The 16696-nt window shown below is 72.9% G+C and carries 11 protein-coding genes and 1 pseudogene (1 of these 12 running past the window's edge); 6 read left to right on the top strand and 6 right to left on the bottom strand.

The genetic code is table 11. From position 1 onward, the window contains the following. Positions 1-33: 33 nt before the first annotated feature. On the top strand, positions 34-489 hold the full coding sequence (locus AFB00_RS29725) for an SRPBCC family protein (RefSeq protein WP_083275734.1): 456 nt from the start codon (positions 34-36) through the stop codon (positions 487-489). An 85-nt stretch (positions 490-574) separates the two neighbouring features. On the opposite strand, the gene AFB00_RS29720 is transcribed toward AFB00_RS29725, so the two are convergent. The 3 genes and pseudogenes from AFB00_RS29720 to AFB00_RS29710 all read right to left on the bottom strand — a co-directional run. Further along, positions 575-2452: a VWA domain-containing protein gene (locus AFB00_RS29720; RefSeq protein ID WP_156819675.1), complete on the bottom strand. Its 1878-nt coding sequence runs from the start codon at positions 2450-2452 to the stop codon at positions 575-577. Positions 2453-2531: 79 nt separating this feature from the next. After that, positions 2532-3737 (bottom strand): macrolide family glycosyltransferase, encoded by a 1206-nt coding sequence (locus tag AFB00_RS29715; protein WP_068798737.1) that lies wholly within the window; start codon positions 3735-3737, stop codon positions 2532-2534. Between the two features lie 66 nt (positions 3738-3803). Then, positions 3804-4523 (bottom strand): annotated as a pseudogene (locus AFB00_RS29710) (L-tyrosine/L-tryptophan isonitrile synthase family protein); the annotation flags it as partial. A 68-nt stretch (positions 4524-4591) separates the two neighbouring features. On the opposite strand from AFB00_RS29710, the gene AFB00_RS29705 reads away from it, so the two are divergent. Then, a complete protein-coding gene (locus AFB00_RS29705) occupies positions 4592-5419 on the top strand; it encodes an IS5 family transposase (RefSeq protein WP_060713947.1) in 828 nt (275 codons plus the stop codon). Between the two features lie 18 nt (positions 5420-5437). Here the strand turns inward: AFB00_RS29705 and AFB00_RS29700 are convergent, their stop codons facing one another. Beyond that, complete coding sequence (locus AFB00_RS29700) at positions 5438-6031, bottom strand: plasmid pRiA4b ORF-3 family protein (RefSeq protein ID WP_060713948.1); 594 nt, start codon at positions 6029-6031, stop codon at positions 5438-5440. 625 nt (positions 6032-6656) lie between these two features. Continuing rightward, a protein-coding gene (locus AFB00_RS32620; RefSeq protein ID WP_156819897.1) for an IS5 family transposase occupies positions 6657-7554 on the bottom strand; the annotation gives its coding sequence in 2 pieces (ribosomal slippage) (positions 6657-7202 and positions 7204-7554; 897 coding nt in all). A 115-nt stretch (positions 7555-7669) separates the two neighbouring features. On the opposite strand from AFB00_RS32620, the gene AFB00_RS29685 reads away from it, so the two are divergent. After that, positions 7670-8539, top strand: coding sequence for an IS5 family transposase (locus tag AFB00_RS29685; protein ID WP_068796711.1), 870 nt, complete (start codon positions 7670-7672; stop codon positions 8537-8539). A 62-nt stretch (positions 8540-8601) separates the two neighbouring features. Here the strand turns inward: AFB00_RS29685 and AFB00_RS29680 are convergent, their stop codons facing one another. Further along, positions 8602-9399 carry a transposase family protein gene (locus AFB00_RS29680; RefSeq protein ID WP_068796246.1) on the bottom strand — a complete coding sequence of 266 codons (798 nt, stop codon included), beginning with the start codon at positions 9397-9399 and terminating at the stop codon, positions 8602-8604. Between the two features lie 614 nt (positions 9400-10013). On the opposite strand from AFB00_RS29680, the gene AFB00_RS29675 reads away from it, so the two are divergent. The 3 genes from AFB00_RS29675 to AFB00_RS29665 form a co-directional block, all read left to right on the top strand. Then, positions 10014-10796: a thioesterase II family protein gene (locus AFB00_RS29675; protein ID WP_068800858.1), complete on the top strand. Its 783-nt coding sequence runs from the start codon at positions 10014-10016 to the stop codon at positions 10794-10796. A gap of 228 nt (positions 10797-11024) precedes the next feature. Further along, a complete protein-coding gene (locus AFB00_RS29670) occupies positions 11025-12056 on the top strand; it encodes a GDP-mannose 4,6-dehydratase (protein ID WP_068800857.1) in 1032 nt (343 codons plus the stop codon). A gap of 89 nt (positions 12057-12145) precedes the next feature. Beyond that, positions 12146-16696, top strand: partial view of a type I polyketide synthase gene (locus tag AFB00_RS29665; RefSeq protein WP_083276246.1) — the beginning only. It continues 23760 nt past the right edge of the window; 4551 of the gene's 28311 nt are visible here — the first part of the coding sequence; it begins with the start codon at positions 12146-12148; its stop codon lies beyond the right edge, outside the window.

The raw sequence follows: 16696 nt of genomic DNA, 5'->3' as shown, positions 1-16696 counted from the left end.
GACGCCCCGCGTACCATGCGGTACACCTAGGTCGTGTACCGCGCGGTACAGGACGGGGGTGCGGCGATGCGGGTGGTCGCCGAACGTGAGGTGGCCGCGGACCCCGCTCGGCTCTGGGAGGTGCTCGCCGATCCGGCCGGCTGGCCACGCTGGACCCGCTCGATCCGCGAGATCCGGGTGCTCGACGGAGACCTGTCCGCCGGGAGCCGGGGCCGGATCGTGCAGCCCCGGCTCCCGCCCATGGTCTGGACCGTCACCGAGTTCGTGCCGGGGCGGGAGCTGACCTGGATCGCGGCCTCGGCCGGGGTCCGGACGACCGGTACCCACTCCGTCCGTCCCGGGCCGGTCGGCTCCCGGCTGCGCCTCGGACTGGCACAGGACGGCGCGCTGGCGCCGCTCGTGGCCGCCCTGCTCGGCGGCCGCACCCGCCGCTACGTCGAGTGGGAGGCCGACGGCCTGCGCCGGGCCGCCGAGAGCCCTGCCCGCTGATCCCGCACCTCCGGGCCCGGGACCTGTTCACCGACGCAACGGGCACGCCGATGCCCTGCGTCGTCGTGGGACCGGCCCGCTCCGCTCAGCCCCGCCGGCGGCGCCGCAGCAGGACGAGGAGGACACCGGCGACCAGGACCACCGCGGCCCCGGCGAGCAGCGCCGGGACCAGCAGGGACGGGCCCGCGGCCGCCGGATCCGCGGACGCGACCGGAGCGGCCGGATCCGCCGGAGCGGCCGGGTCGAACGGGGACGCCGTCGCGGGTCCCGCGTAGACCGGCCCCGGCTCGGCGAGGCCGCCGACGGTGAGGTCCAGCCGGATCGGCACCGGACCGGCGGTCGGGCTGTCCTCGTCGTGCGTCGGGGACACCGCGACGCCGATGTAGTACCACCCCGGAACGCCCTGCGTCCGTACCGCGGCGTCGCCGGCGTCCCGGTTCAGGTAGCGGACCGGCGCGGTGGCGATCGCCGGTGCCGAGCCCGGCAGCGTCTGCGGCTCGCCGTTGTAGGATGTGAAGTCCTGCTCGATCTCCTCGCGGCCGGGACCGTAGAGCACGGTGCGGGCCACCGACAGGTCCGCCAGCCCCCGCCCGGGAGCCTCGCCGAGCTGCACCCGGTAGGCCAGCGCCCGGCCCCAGTCGAGCCGGACCCGGTAGAAGACGAACTCCCCGCGCTGCACGACGTCGGTGTAACCGCCCGAGCCGTCCAGCGGTGCCGCGGTCGCGAACGACGCCCCCGCCACCACCGGGACGGGTGCCCCGGCCGGATCGGCAGGGCCGGCCGCGGGCAGCACCTCCGGCGGCCCCGGGTCGCTCACCCCCGGCTCGACACCGATCGACAGCTCCACCGGCAACCGCGCCGGGACCCCGGCCGACACCCCGTCCCACTGCAGCGCGAACGTGTAGCGCCCCGCACCGGTGCAGCCGCCGTCGCCGGTCTCCGCCGCGCCGGTCCAGGTCGTGGCCACCGTCAGCGGGACCCCGTCGCTGGAACGGTTCTGCTGCTCGGTCTCGAACCCGTGGCAGTCCTCCCCCGCGCGCCCGTGGGTACGCAGGGTCAGGCTGTTGAAGTCGTCGAGGACGTTCACACCCGGGACGCGCGGATAGGCGACCGTCGCGCTCAGGTAGACGGTGGCACCGGCCGGCACGTCCACTCCGTAGTGCCGGGTCTCGGACTGCCCGATCGTGTCCAGGTACTGCCCCGGACCGGCGACCGGGGCCCCGGCGACGTCCGGCGCACCGGCGATCGCGGTCCCGGTCGCGGAGTAGGTGCGCAGCGCGGTCGCGGTGATCCGGGGCAGCACCCGGTTCAGGGCCGCCCCGTCGAGCGCCTCGGTGTAGGTGCCGCCGGTGACCTGGGCGATGCAGCTCAGCTGCGCCCGCGCCGGGTCCTCGACACCGAACCCGACGGCGTGCACGACGAGATCGACCCCGTCCGCGGCCAGCTCCCGGGCGATCTCGCACGGCTCGGGCGGGGCGCAGGTGTCCTCGCCGTCGGAGACCAGCACCACCGGCCGCGGGCCGTCGCCCGGCAGCTGCTCGGCCGCCACCTGCAACGACCGGCCGATCGGGGTGTAGCCGCTCGGCACGAGCGCGTCGACCGCGCCGGTCAGGCCCGCCCGGTCCAGTGCCGTCGGCCCCCGCACGACCGACACGTCCTGGCAGCCCCGCTCGCGCTCGGCCGGGGAGTTGCCGGTGCCGGTGCCGTAGACGGCCAGCCCGACCGGGGCACCGTCCGGCGTGGCGTCCACCAGCGCGTGCACCGCGCGCTGCGCCGCGGCGATCCGGGTGCCACCGGACGGGTCCGGCCCGGTCATCGAGCCCGAGCCGTCCAGCACCACCATCGTCGGCGCGAACCCCGCCGGCGGGGCCGACGGCTGCGCAGCGGCGAGCGGGGCGCTCACCGCGATCCCGAGCGCCGCGGCCAGGCCGACGACCAGCACCCGGAACAAACCACGGGCCACGCCGCCCGATCCTGCAGACACCACGTTCCGCCTCCACCCCACCCACCGGACACGCCACCCACGGCTCGCCGACAGCAGATCACACGCCCGGGTGACGCTCGTCGATCGCGCCCGGGGACCCGGCCCCGGCCAGGAGATCCTCGACGGCGTCGGCCCCCGCCCGGGCGCCGCCCGCCCCCCCCCGGGCCCGCTCACCCAGGTCGTCGAGCCGCCGGCGGATCCCCGCGTCGGTGGCGACGGTCTCGACCGTCCGGCGCAGTTCGGCCGCACTCGTCGTCACCGGGTCGATCCTGCGGCCCAGCCCGAGTTCGACGACGCGGTCGGCGTTGACCGCCTGTTCCGGCATCTGCGGCACGGTGACCATCGGGACACCGTGGTGGACCGCCTCCATCGTCGACCCCATCCCGGAGTGGGTGACGAAGGCCGACGCGCGGGCGAGCACGTCGAGCTGCGGGAACCACGGACGGACCTGGAACTCGTCGGGCAGCGGACCGAGGGCCGCGGGATCGAGGCCCCCGATCGTCATGGCCACCTGCCAGCCGGATCCGGCGAACGCCTCGACGCAACGCCGGTAGAAGCCGGGGTGGTCGGTGAAAATCGAGCCGAGCGAGACGTAGAGCAGCGGCCGGTCCGGATCCGACGGAGCCCAGGCCGGACCCGCACGACGGCCGAGCACGGGACCGAGGAACCGGAAGCGGGGGTCGAAGGTGTCCCCGGCGGGCTGGAACCCGCGCGGTACGAACACCAGGTTCAGGTCCTCGATCGCGTCGAACGTGGCGTCGACGTCGAGCTCGGAGTCGTGCCGGGCCGCGAACGCCGCCACCTCGGCGGCGAACGCCGCCATCGCGGCGGTCCCCTCGACACCAGCGCGCAGTGCACGGTCGACCCCGGTGTAGACGTCGTTCTCCGCGAGGTTGGGGACCGTGCGGACCGCGGGGATCCCGTGCCGCCGCGCGATGAGCCGAGCCGGCCAGTTCGTCGCGTCGTAGACGACCACGTCCGGGCGGTGTGCCCGGCAGTGCCGGTCGAGGACCGGGTAGGTCGCGGCCAGCCCGGCGAAGAAGTGCCGGAACCACCGCACCAGCACGTCCGGCCCCACCTCGGCCGGCGGGACGAACGGCGCCAGTGCCGGCAGCCCGACCCGGGCCGCACCGGCGGCCTCGACGGCGTCGGCGAACTCGGGACCGGTGGCATAACCGATCCGGTGCCCGCGCGCGGCCAGCTCCGACACCAGCGGCAGGGTCGGGGTGACGTGACCGTGCCCGGCCAGTGCGACGAACAGCATGCGCGACACGAGCGCCGACCGTACGGAGGGGCGCCCACCTGCACGAACCCGTTTCCGCCCGGCCGCTCACAGCCGCACGTGGTCGGGACGGTCGCCCCGCAGGACCAGTCTCCCCACCTCCCGGACGGCGTCCGCGCGGTCGAGCGACCACCGGCCGTCGCGGTCGCGCACGGCGCAGGAGTGCCACGGTGTCGTCCAGCTGTCCTCGGTCCGGACCAGGCGGATGCCGAGCTTCGGCGAGCCCGCCGGGTGCGGGTGGATGGACAGCCGGACCGCGTCGGGGAACCGGTCGGCCACCAGCGCGCTCCAGCCGTTGCTGCGCGCGAGCACCCGGTAGGCCCGCTCCCGGCTCCGGCGTTGCCGGGCGGCCCGGCTGCCGCCCTGGCCCGCGGCGTCCTCGACGAGGAAGCGCACGATGCCCAGGTAGAGCGCCCGCTCCGCAGGGTCGGCCCGGCACCGCTCCCGCACCCCGTCCACCGACGGTGCCCACCGGCCGTCGAGCAGTGCCCGGCGGGCCACGTGATCGTGGTCCGGGTAGGCGTGGGAGAGATCGAAGAAGTCGAACCCCGGCAGCCCCTCGGCCGCGACGAGGGTGCGCAGCGCGGCCCCGTAGTCGTCGACGTGGGTGTCCGGGACGCCGATGAGATCGGCGAAGACGTGACCGTCGGAGCAGATCAGCACCCGGGCACCGGGCTCGTACCGGCCGGCGATCTCGGCCCGGACCCGGTCGAGGTGGTGCAGCGACAGGCGCTCACCGGCGTCCGGCAGCCGGCCGATCACCTTAGAGGTCGTTGCAGAAGTCGGGGCGTGTTGGTCCTATGTAGATGGACCTGGTCGGGTGATGCTCAGAGTTGATGGCAAGGGCATCGACGGTCGAACGACTGGTCACCGACGAGCTGTGGGAGCTGATTGAGCCGCTGCTTCCCCGTCCTCGGCCACGTCGGCGAGGCGCGCGGACCGGCCGGCCACCAGTACCGGACCGGGCCGCGCTGGCGGGGATCGTGTTCGTGCTGACCACGGGGATCGGCTGGAACGACCTGCCGCCCGAGTTGGGCTGTGGATCAGGGACCACCTGCTGGCGACGGCTACGCGACTGGCAGCGGGCGGGGGTCTGGGATGAGCTGCACCGAGTAGTGCTCGATCGGCTCGGCCAGGCCGGGGTTCTGGACTGGTCGCGAGCTGCGGTGGACTCGGTCAGCGTGCGCGCCAAGCGCCGCGGCGAACAGACGGGGCCCTCGCCGACCGATCGTGGGAAGGCCGGGTCGAAGTACCACGTGTTATGCGACCGCAACGGCCTGCCGCTGCACGCGGTCGTGACCGGCGCGAACACCCACGACAGCCGGATACTGGCCGAGCTGCTCGACACCAACCCCGGCGTCCGCGAACGGCGCGGCCAGGCCGGACGCCCGCGGCGGCGTCCCGGCAAGCTGCACGCCGACAAGGGCTACGACTATCCACGGTGTCGCCGCTACCTGACCGGGCGCGGGATCGGGGTGCGGATCGCTCGCCGCGGAGTCGAAGACTCCTCCCGGCTCGGCCGGGTCCGGTGGGTCGTGGAGCGCACGATGGCCTGGCTGCTGTCGTTCCGGCGGCTCGGGCTGCGCTACGAACGCTCCCGCACCAGCATCGAGGCCTTGCTGAAACTGGCGTGCGCGTTGATCTGTTTGCGCCGTCTGCCCTGAACGACCCCTCGCGGTGGATCAGGACCGCGCCGTCGCGCTCGCCCCGGCCAAACGCTCCAGCGCTCGGTCGGTGGCGACGAGGTCGAAGTGGTGTGGGTCGAACCGGTCCGAGCCCCACCACTCGACCCGCTCGGCGTGCTCAGCATGATCGGGATCGGCGAGCGCGTCGACGAACTCCGAGTAGCCGAACACCCCGCCCACATCCTCGGGCGGACACGCACCCTGACCCTCGACACAGCGTGGGTACCGCACCCCAGGCTCTGGGATGGTGACCGCGTCGACGACCAAAACGTGGTGCCAGTTGTCGCCGAAGTCGTAGACGTAGCCGGCGTCATCACCGGCAGCCAGCACCCGGAACAACTTCGTCTTGGCCTCGTCGAGCGTGCCGGTGTCCCAATCCGGATCAGGCAGCCCGTAGCGGACACCGTCGATCTCGAATTCGTGCAGGTGGGAGTTGGTCCAGCCCATCGCGTCCTGCACGACCTCGTGCAGGACCGCGAGGCTGGCCTCACCCGGAACCTCGACCACCCGTCGCACGGTCGGCTCGACATCGACCAACACGATCTCGATCCGGAAGATCTTCGTCTTCGTCGTCACCCGAGGCCTCGCCATGCTGCGATGCTCCCACCGCTCCTCGCACCCCCAGCACCCGCTCCCGGACTTCTGCAACGACCTCTTAGCGTCGGTGCCTGTGATGACGAGCAGCACAGACCGTGTTTTGACCACGCACACGGGCAGCCTTCCGCGTCCGCCGGAACTGGCCGAACTGATGGTGGCCCGAGAGACCGGTAGCGCCGATCCCGAGGCGTTGACCCGGCTCCCGCAGATGGTGCGTGAGGCGACTCGGCTGGTGTTGCAGCGCCAGGGCGAGACCGGGATCGACATCAGCAGCGACGGTGAGCAGGGCAAGATCGGCTACGCGACGTATGTGAAGGAGCGGATGTCGGGCTTCGACGGTGAGGCCGGTGCGTTGTCGCTGGCCGATCTCGAGGACTATCCGGAGATCACCGCGCAGGCTCTGGACGGGTTGGTCACCGCGACGCCGTCGTGCACGGGGCCGGTGCGCTACACCGGTGTCGAGGACCTGTCCCAGGAGCTGAAGGAACTGCGTGCGGCGGTCGACGCCGCCGGGGACGGGGCGCCGGGCGAGGTCGTGGTGACCGCGGCCTCTCCGGGGGTCATCGCGATCTACCTGGCCGACCAGTACTACGGCTCGCACGAGGCCTACCTGGGGGCCCTAGGGTGTGTCTCCCAATGCGCGGAGCCAGGTGACGATCGCCTTCAGGACGGCGCCGCCGCGGAAGGTCAGGGCGAGCTTGTCGTAACGGGTGGCCAGCCCGCGCCACTGCTTGACGTGGCAGAACCCGCACTCGACGACGTTGCGGTTTCGGTAGTCGACCGGATCGAATGCGGGCGGTCGGCCACCGCGTGAGCCCCGTCGTTTGCGGTGTCCCTGCTGGTCAGAGGGCTCCGGAATGACAGCGATGATCCGGCGCTCGCGCAGGTGCCGGCGGATCGCGCGTGAGGAGTAGGCCTTGTCCGCGCGCACGCGTTCGGGCCGGGTCCGGGGTCGTCCCGGGCCCGGTCGGGCGATGCTCAGGTGCGCCATCAGGTGCGGAAACATTGGCGAGTCGCCGCCCTGGCCGGGGCCGAGGAGGACCACCAGCGGGCGGCCGTGCCCGTCAACGAGCTGGTGGATCTTCGTCGACAGCCCTCCGCGGGACCGTCCCAGCGCGTGATCTGCTGGTTCGGCGAGCAGATTCGTGTAGTTCGATCCGGCCCCCTGTGTCGCGCTTGAGGGTCGCGGCGTGCTGGTGGGCACGGATGATCGTGGAGTCCACGCTGACCGCCCACCCGAGCACCTCGGCGGCGTCGGCCTCGACCAGAAGAGCAGCCAGGATGTGGTCCCAGGTGCCGTCGCCGCTGTAGCGGCGGTGCCGCTTCCACAACGTCTGCCACGGCCCGAACTCGGCTGGGACGTCGCGCCAGGGAAGCCCGCACCGATACCGGTAGATGATCCCCTCGATCACCCGGCGGTCATCGCGGAACGGGCGCCCGCGACGACCCTCGGAGGAGGGCAACAGCGGCGCCAGACGGGCCCACTGGGCATCAGTCAGGACAGCGGTACGCGGCACCGATCAAGCATCGCGCACCCCGGTCCGCCTATCTGGGAGACACGCCCTAGTGCCAGCGGCCATAACGCTAGATCCCTTAGAGCGTGTTTGAGAAGGGTCGGCGTGTCTGCGCTGGATGCGTCCGGGTGTGGTCCATCGTGGAGGAGTGGCTCGGCGTAGGCGGCGGTACCCCTCGGACACCAGCGATGAGCAGTGGGCGTTGATCGAGCCGCTGCTGCCAGCGGCGGGGGCGGGAGGCCGGCCGGAGAAGCACGCGCGCCGTGATGTGGTGGATGCGATCCTCTACGTCGTGCGCGCCGGGTGCGCGTGGCGGGCTCTACCAGTGGATTTCCCGCCGTGGCAGACGGTGTACTGGTACTTCAACCGGTGGGAGCAGCAGAGGGTCACCGAGCAGATCCTCCCGATCGTGCGCCGTCAGCTACGCGCTGATGAGGGCCGCGACCCCGAACCCAGCGCGGGGATCATCGACTCGCAGTCGGTGAGGGGCGCTGACACGGTCGGGCGGGACACCCGCGGCTATGACGCCGGGAAGAAGATCAACGGTCGGAAGCGGTTCATCGTGACCGACACCCTCGGCCTGCTGCTGACCACGATGGTGTGCTCGGCGTCGGTGCAGGACCGCGATGGCGCCAAGTCGATCCTGCTCGACCTCTACCTGCGCACGAGGGTGCGGTTCGTCTACGCCGACGCCGGGTTCGCCGGGCGCCTGCTGGACTGGGCGACCACGATCCTGCACACCAGCGTCGAGATCGTGCGCAAACCGCCTGAGCAGCGCGGATTCGCCGTCCTCCCGCGGCGGTGGGTGGTCGAGCGGACCCTGGCCTGGGTCACCGCACACCGCCGCCTGGCCCGCGACTACGAACGCCACCCCGCAGTGTCCGAGGCCATGATCCGCTGGGCGGCGATCAACACCATCACCCGCCGCATCGCCCGTGGCGAACCCGCCCGACGCCAGCAGAAGTACGTAGTCACACCCTCAACATGATCTTCTCAAACACTCTCTTAGGTTCTTGTAGAGCTGCATCCACTGAGCCTTTGCCAACCTGGTCAGGTGTTGACGATCATGAGGGTCTGAACTGCGGCGATGAGTTGTCCGGCCCGGTTCGGGCTGGAGCGGATCTTGCGGAGGATCTTCCAGTTCTTCAGCTCGGCGTTGACCCGCTCACCGGGTCCGCGGCGGCGTGAGTGAGCGGCGTTGACCTCGCGCTGGTTGTGCGACAGCGGGCGGAACCGGCCGGTGTCGGGGTCCTTGCGTCGCCGCCGGTGCGGGACCGCGACCGTCGGGCCGGCGCCCTGATATGCGGTGTCGGCAGCCGCCCGGATCCGGTGCTCGGTCAGGGCGTCGATGATGCCGTGCTCGCGGGCGGCGCCTATGTCGTGGCGGGCTCCGGGAAGCGGCGGGGAGATCCACACCAGCCGGCCGGCGGGGTCGGCGATGACCTGGACGTTGAGTCCGTGGCACTTGTGCTTGCCGGAGTAGAACCCGCGGTCATAGCCCGAGGCCATCCCGACGCGGTCGATGCGCAGCAGGGTGCCGTCGAGGATGACGAACGCTTTCCCGATGGCGACGTCGATCGCCTGCTCCAGGGTCGGGGCCATCGCCGCGAGCAGCTCGATCGCCTCGCGCAGGTAGCGGTAGACCGTCGAGGTCCCGACCCGGAAACCGCAGGCGAGGTCGGTGTAGGTCTCGCCCTTGCGCAGGTGGGCGACCACGAGCAGGGCCTGGCGGCCGCACGTCAGCTTCCGCCAGCGGGTCGCCCGCTGGTTGCGGTGCGCGCGCAGCGCGTCAGAGAGTACGTGCAGGGCACGGCTGGACACGGTCATCCCGGACGGGTAGGACAGCACCTTGAAGCTCCTGGTTGGACGGTTTCGATCTCAGCAATCGCCCGTCTACCAGGAGCTTCACCCATCCGGGGGCACGCCACGCCGCACAGGCTCTGACCAGCCCCAACACCAGGTTGGCAAAGGCTGATCCACTCTCCCGTGGGTTCAGAGCCTCCACCGAACCCGGGGCGGTTCACTACGCCTCGACGGAGTCACCAACATCGCCGCCGCACTGCGCCACCACGCCCGCCGGGCCCTGCACACCTACAAGATCACGTGACTTTGCCGGGACCCTGGGCGGCGGGCGACCCTGTGGAACGAGCGGCGGACGTTGTGGGCGTCCATCGCCGATCCGGTTTGGGTGGCGACGACCGGCGAGTCCGACCGGAAACTGGGGTTCTTCCGGTCCGGGGCGCGGTCGGATGGGGCATGCACACGCGCAGGAGTCCGAAGGAGTGGTGGGGACAGTGAGCCTTTTTCAACCTGACCAGCGAGCTTCTGCGTCAGGAGATCGCGAAGGTTGCAGCGCAACTGCTCTGACCACAGCTGCACAGGTCACCGGCTCGCCAGCTCGGCGTCTGCACCCACACAACCAGGCCCCTGAGCTGCCGGAACGGCAGGTTGAAAAGGGCTCAGTGACGGCACCGGGCACGACGACCGATTGGCTGCGCCGGCTCCACCCGCCCGGGAGGGGCGAGGCCCGCCTCGTGTGCTTCCCGCACGCGGGGGGCTCGGCGACCTTCTTTCACCCGGTGTCGGCGCGGTTCGCCCCCGCCGCCGAGGTGCTGGCCGTCCAGTACCCGGGCCGCCAGGACCGCCACCGTGAGCCGTGTCTGACGTCGGTGGGGGAGCTGGCCGACCGGCTCGCCGTCGAGCTCGCCCCGCTCCCGCCCCGGCCGACGGTGTTCTTCGGCCACAGCATGGGTGCGCTGGTCGGGTTCGAGACCGTGCGCAGGCTCGAGCGGAACGCGCCGGAGTCCGCCCCGCGGTCGCTCGTGGTGTCCGGTCGTCGGGCCCCGAGCACCCGGCGCCCGGAACGGGTGCACGAGCTCGACGACGCGGGCCTGCTGGCCGAGGTACGAGCCCTCGACGGGCCGGACATGAGTGCCCTCGACGACGACTTCCTCGCCCTGATCCTCCCCGCGCTCCGCAACGACTACCGGGCGGTCGAGACCTACCGCGCCGCCGACGCCGCCGTCGTCGGATGCCCGGTGCTCGCGCTGACCGGCCGGGACGACCCCCGCACCACCCCGGAGGAGGCCGACGCCTGGCGTCGGCACACCGACGGCGGCTTCGAGCTCGAGGTCATGCCCGGCCACCACTTCTTCCTGGTCGACCAGGCACAGGCGGTCTGCGACCGGCTGGGTGAGCAGCTGGCCCTCGCGCACGGGGGCCGTGCGCGACCGCCCCGGGGCTGACCCGGGGCCGACGATTCCCGGGAATTCCCCACTCTTGGATGCGCCAGCTTTCCATCGGGTGCGCAGAAAAATGGGTCGCGCGCCCAGGTCCGGCATTTCAACTGGTATTAGCCGTAGCTCTCCCGGTCTTTCTTGACCCTCCCCCGGGTCCTGCGAGCGTCCATTCCGTTATCGGTCGAGCATATTCCTCGTGCCGCTTCGTACTCGGGTCCACGAAAGGAAAGGCACATGGCCAGGCGTGCACTGATCACCGGAATCACCGGCCAGGACGGGTCCTATCTGGCGGAGCACCTGCTCTCGCGCGGGTACCAGGTGTGGGGGCTGACCCGTGGCCAGGCCAACCCGCACAAGATGCGGGTGCAGAAGCTGGCCTCGGAGCTCTCCTTCGTCGACGGCGACCTCATGGACCAGGGGAGCCTGGTCTCGGCGGTCGACCTGGTGCAGCCGGACGAGGTCTACAACCTCGGCGCGATCTCGTTCGTGGCGATGTCGTGGCAGCAGGCCGAGCTCGTGACCGAGGTCAACGCCGTGGGCGTGCTGCGGATGCTGGAGGCGATCCGCATGGTCAGCGGGCTCACCACGTCCAGGCAGGCTGCCGACGGGCAGATCCGCTTCTACCAGGCGTCGTCGTCGGAGATGTTCGGCAAGGTCACCGAGAGCCCGCAGAACGAGCAGACGGTGCTGCACCCGCGCAGCCCCTACGGTGTGTCGAAGGCCTACGGCCACCTGATGACCCGCAACTACCGTGAGTCCTACGGCATGTTCGGGGTCTCCGGGATCCTGTTCAACCACGAGTCTCCCCGGCGCGGGCCCGAGTTCGTCACCCGTAAGATCTCGCTCGCGGTGGCCCAGATCAAGCTCGGTCTCCAGAAGGAGCTGCGGCTGGGCAACCTCGACGCGGTCCGCGACTGGGGCTTCGCCGGCGACTACGTCCGGGCCATGCGTCTGATGCTGGCCCAGGACGAGCCGGTCGACCACGTGGTCGGGACCGGCCGGGTGCACTCGGTGCGCGACGCGGTCCGGATCGCGTTCGAGTGCGCGGGCCTGAACTGGGAGGACCACGTCGTGGTCGACCCGGCCCTGGTACGCCCGGCCGAGGTCGAGCTGCTCTGCGCGGACTCGACCCGTGCCCGGGAGAACCTGGGCTGGGAGCCGAGCATCGACTTCCCGGAACTGATGCAGATGATGGTCGAATCCGACCTGCGCCGGGCCGGGCGCGAACGGGACTACGCAGAGGTCCTCTCCGCCGGCAGTTGGTGACCCCGCGGGCCTTCTCGGCCCCGGTTTCCCGACGCACATTCCGCCAGTAATGCATTCGGGTCGGTCGCGGCCCTGTGAACGGGGAGCACATGGACAACGAGCAGAAGCTCCGGGACTACCTCAAGCGCGCCAGCGCGGACCTGCAGCGCACGCGCCAGCGCGTGCAGGAGCTGGAGGAGGCGTCCCGCGAACCGATCGCGATCGTCGGCATGAGCTGCCGCTACCCCGGTGGGGTGGCCGGCCCGGACGACCTGTGGCAGATGGTGGCCACCGGCTCCGACGGGATCTCCGGTCTGCCCACCGACCGGGGCTGGGACCTCGACGGCGAGCTGGCCGCCGCGGCGACGTCGGGCGGGTTCCTGCACGACGCCGCCGAGTTCGACGCGGACTTCTTCGGCATCTCCCCACGCGAGGCCCTGGCGATGGACCCGCAGCAGCGGATCCTGCTGGAGGCCGCGTGGGAGGCGTTCGAGCGGGCCGGGGTGGACCCGGCATCGGTGCGAGGTAGCCGGACCGGCATGTTCATCGGTGCGATGGCCCAGGACTACCGGGTCGGGCCCGACGACGGCGTCGAGGGCTTCGTGCTCACCGGTAGCAGCGGCTCCGTGGTGTCCGGGCGCCTGGCCTACTCCTTCGGCACCGTCGGACCGGCGGTCACGGTCGACACCGCCTGCTCCTCGTCGCTGGTGTCGCTGCACCTGGCCGCACACGCCTTGCGTGCCGGCGAGTGCTCGATGGCGCTGGCCGGTGGCATCACCGTGATGTCCACCCCGGCGACGTTCCTGGAGTTCGCCCGGCAGGGCGGGCTGGCCACCGACGGGCGCTGCCGCTCCTTCGCCGACTCCGCGGCCGGCACCGGCTGGGCCGAGGGAGTCGGCGTACTGGTGCTCGAGCGGCTGTCCGACGCGCAGCGCAACGGACACGAGGTGCTCGCCGTCGTCCGTGGGTCGGCGGTGAACCAGGACGGTGCGTCGAACGGGCTGACCGCCCCCAACGGGCCCTCGCAGCAGCGGGTGATCACCGAGGCGCTGACCCACTCCGGGCTGTCCGCCGACCAGGTCGACGTGGTCGAGGCGCACGGGACCGGCACCACACTCGGCGACCCGGTGGAGGCCCAGGCACTGCTGGCCACCTACGGGCAGCGCCGCGAGCGGCCGCTCTGGCTGGGCTCGGTGAAGTCCAACATCAGCCACACCCAGGCCGCGGCCGGTGTCGCCGGCGTGATCAAGATGGTGGAGGCGATCCGGCACGGTGTCCTGCCGGCGACGCTGCACGTCGACACCCCGTCGTCGAAGGTGGACTGGGACTCCGGGCAGGTCCGGCTGCTCAGCGAGTCGATGCCCTGGCCCGCGACCGGTGCGCCGCGGCGCGCCGCCGTCTCGTCGTTCGGGATCAGCGGGACGAACGCGCACACGATCCTGGAGCAGGCCCCGGACGCCCCCGTCGTCGAGTCGGCCCACGACGCCGACGGGACCGGTCCGGCCCCGCTGCTGCTCTCCGGACGCACCGCCGAGGCGCTGTCTGCGCAGGCGGAGCGCCTGCTCGACCGGCTCGATGCTGCGGACGCCCCGGATCTGCGTGACGTGGCGTTCTCGCTGGCCACCGGCCGGGCGTCGCTGGAGCACCGGGCCGTAGTCCCCGCCGACGACGCCGGGCAGGCTCGTGCCGGGCTGCGGGAACTCGCGGAGGGCACCACCGCGCCCGGGTCGGTCCGCGGCACGAGCCGCCGGCGTCCGGCGACGGCGTTTCTGTTCGCCGGCCAGGGCTCGCAGCGGCTCGGGATGGGCCGGGAGCTCCACCGGCGCTTCCCGGTGTTCGCCGAGGCGTTCGACGCGGTGTGCGCGCACCTGGACCCGTCAGTGCGCGAGGTCGTGTGGGGCACCGACGCCGACGCGCTGGACGACACCGGGGTGGCGCAGCCCGCGCTGTTCGCGCTGGAGGTGGCGCTCCACCGGCTCGTCTCCTCCTACGGGGTCCGGCCCACCCAGCTGATCGGGCACTCGATCGGCGAGATCGCGGCCGCACACGTGGCCGGGGTGTTCTCGCTGCCCGACGCGTGCGCGCTGGTTACCGCCCGCGGACGCCTGATGCGCTCGCTGCCGGCCGGTGGCGCGATGGTCGCGATCGCCGCGTCCGAGGAGGAGGTCGCTCCGCACCTGACCGACGGGGTGTCGCTGGCGGCGGTGAACGGGCCGTCGTCGGTGGTCGTCTCCGGGACGGAGCCCGAGGTCCACGACGTGGTCGAGCACTTCGCCGACCGCCGGACCCGGCGGCTGCGGGTGAGCCACGCGTTCCACTCGCCGCTGATGGAGCCGATGCTCGCCGAGTTCCGTGCGGTCGTCGCCGGGCTCGACGCGTGCGCCCCGACGCTGCCGATCGTGTCCACCCTGACTGGGCGGCCGGCGACCGCCGAGGAGCTCGGCTCGGCCGAGTACTGGGCCGCCCACGCGCGCGGCACCGTCCGCTTCGTCGACGCCGTCGCCACGGCCCGCACGCTCGGCGTCACCGACCTGCTGGAGCTGGGACCGGACGCCACCCTGTGCGGCGCCGCCCGCAGCTGCCTGGACGCGGCCGGAGCCGAGGACGCAGCGACGCTGCCGGTGCTGCGCGCCGACCGGGACGAGGCCGCCACGCTGGCCGAGGCGATGGCCGGGCTGTACGTGCGCGGCGTCGCCGTCCACCGGAACTCGCTGGTCGACGGCACCGGCGCACACCGCGTGGACTTGCCCACCTACGCGTTCCGGCATCGCCGGTTCTGGCCGAAGGGGCCGGCCGCGGCCGGCGGGGACGTGCGCGCTGCCGGGCTCGGAGCCGCGCACCACCCGCTGCTGGCCGCCGCCGTCGCGCTCGCCGACTCCGACGGGGTCCTGCTCACCGGCAGGCTCTCGATCGCCGCCCAGCCGTGGCTGGCCGACCATGCCGTGTACGGCCGCGTGCTGCTGCCCGGCACCGCGTTCCTGGAGCTGGCCATCCGGGCCGGCGACGAGGTCGGCGCCGACCACGTCGAGGAGCTCACCGTGGCCGCGCCGCTGGTGTTGCCCGGGAGCGGTGGCGTCGGCGTGCAGGTGTGGCTGGGCAGCCCGGACGCGTCCGGGCGGCGCGTGGTCACCGTCTACTCCCGCCCCGATGACGCCGACGACGAGCCGTGGACCCGGCACGCCACCGGTGTGCTCGGCCGCGGCGGCCCCGCCGCGGTCACCGCGTCCGCGACCACCGGCCCCGAGTGGCCGCCCGCCGGCGCCGAGGCCCTCGACGTGACCGGCGCCTACGACAGCCTGGCCGCCGCCGGCCTGGAGTACGGGGCCACCTTCCAGGGGTTGCGTGCGGCGTGGCGCCGCGACGACGAGGTGTTCGCCGAGGTCGCCCTGCCGCAGTCGGCAGGTACGGAGGGCTTCGGGGTGCACCCGGCCCTGCTCGACGCTGCCCTGCACGCACTCGCCATCGCCGGGAGCGGCGAGGACACCGGTACGTCGCTGCCGTTCTCCTGGGGGGGCGCCCGGCTGCACGCCGGCGGCGCGTCCGCGGTCCGAGTACGGATCACCGGCGCCGGGACCGACACGGTCTCGCTGGTCGTGAGCGACCCGGCCGGGGACCCGGTCGCCACCGTCGCGTCCCTGGTACTGCGGCCCCTGCCGGACGGGGGCGTCGCCAGCGACATCGGCCGGACGCCGCTGTTCGCCGTCGAGCCGACCTCGGTCCGGCTCGGCGAGGCACCCGCTTCGTTCGCCCTGCTCGACCCGGGCGGGCTGCTCGGCTCCACCTTCGCCCCGGCTCCGCTGTACGACTCGCTGGCCGAGCTCGCCGAGGCCGGGGTCCCCGAGGTCGTCGCCGCCCCGGTCCCGGCGGTCGAGGGCGATGTGCCCGGTGCCGTGCGGGCCGTCACCGCGTGGGCGCTGGACCTGCTGCAGCGCTGGCTCGCCGACGAGCGGTTCGCCGGGTCCCGGCTGGTGCTGCTGACCCGCGGTGCCGACCTCGACCCGGTGCACGCCTCCGTCGTCGGCCTCGCCCGGACCGCCCAGGCCGAACAACCGGGCCGGGTCGCCGTACTCGACCTCGGCCCCGACGGCTCCGCCGCGGACACGCCGTCGCCCGCCACCGTCGTCGCCGCGCTGGGCACCGCCGACGAGCCGGAGCTCGCGCTGCGCGGCGAGGACGCGGTCGCGCCCCGCCTGACCCGCCTGCTCCCGCCCGGGGCCGCCGGCACGCCCGCCCCGTTCGACGCCGACTCCACCGTGCTGATCACCGGCGGGACCGGGGGACTCGGTGCGGTCATCGCCCGCCACCTGGTCGCCGGACACGGTGTCCGGTCGCTGGTGCTGGCCGGACGCCGCGGGCCGGAGGCCCCCGGTGCCGCCGAGCTGGCCGCCGAGCTGACCGAGGCCGGGGCCGAGGTCGCCGTCGTGGCCTGCGACGCCGCCGACCGCGACCAGCTGGCCGCGCTGCTGGCGCAGCACCCGGTCACCGCCGTCGTGCACTCCGCCGGGGTCCTCGACGACGCGACCATCACCTCCCTGACCCCGGCCGCGTTCGAGACCGTGCTGGCGCCCAAGGTCGACGCCGCCCAGAACCTGCACGAGCTGGCCGGGGACCTCACGGCGTTCGTGCTGTTCTCCTCGGTCGCCGGCACCGCCGGTGCGGCC

It is taken from the genome of Pseudonocardia sp. HH130630-07 (assembly GCF_001698125.1).
In the GTDB taxonomy this organism is placed as follows: Bacteria; Actinomycetota; Actinomycetes; order Mycobacteriales; family Pseudonocardiaceae; genus Pseudonocardia.
The sequence above is the reverse complement of the archived record's forward strand: the minus strand, read 5'-3'. Positions and strand labels throughout refer to the sequence as shown.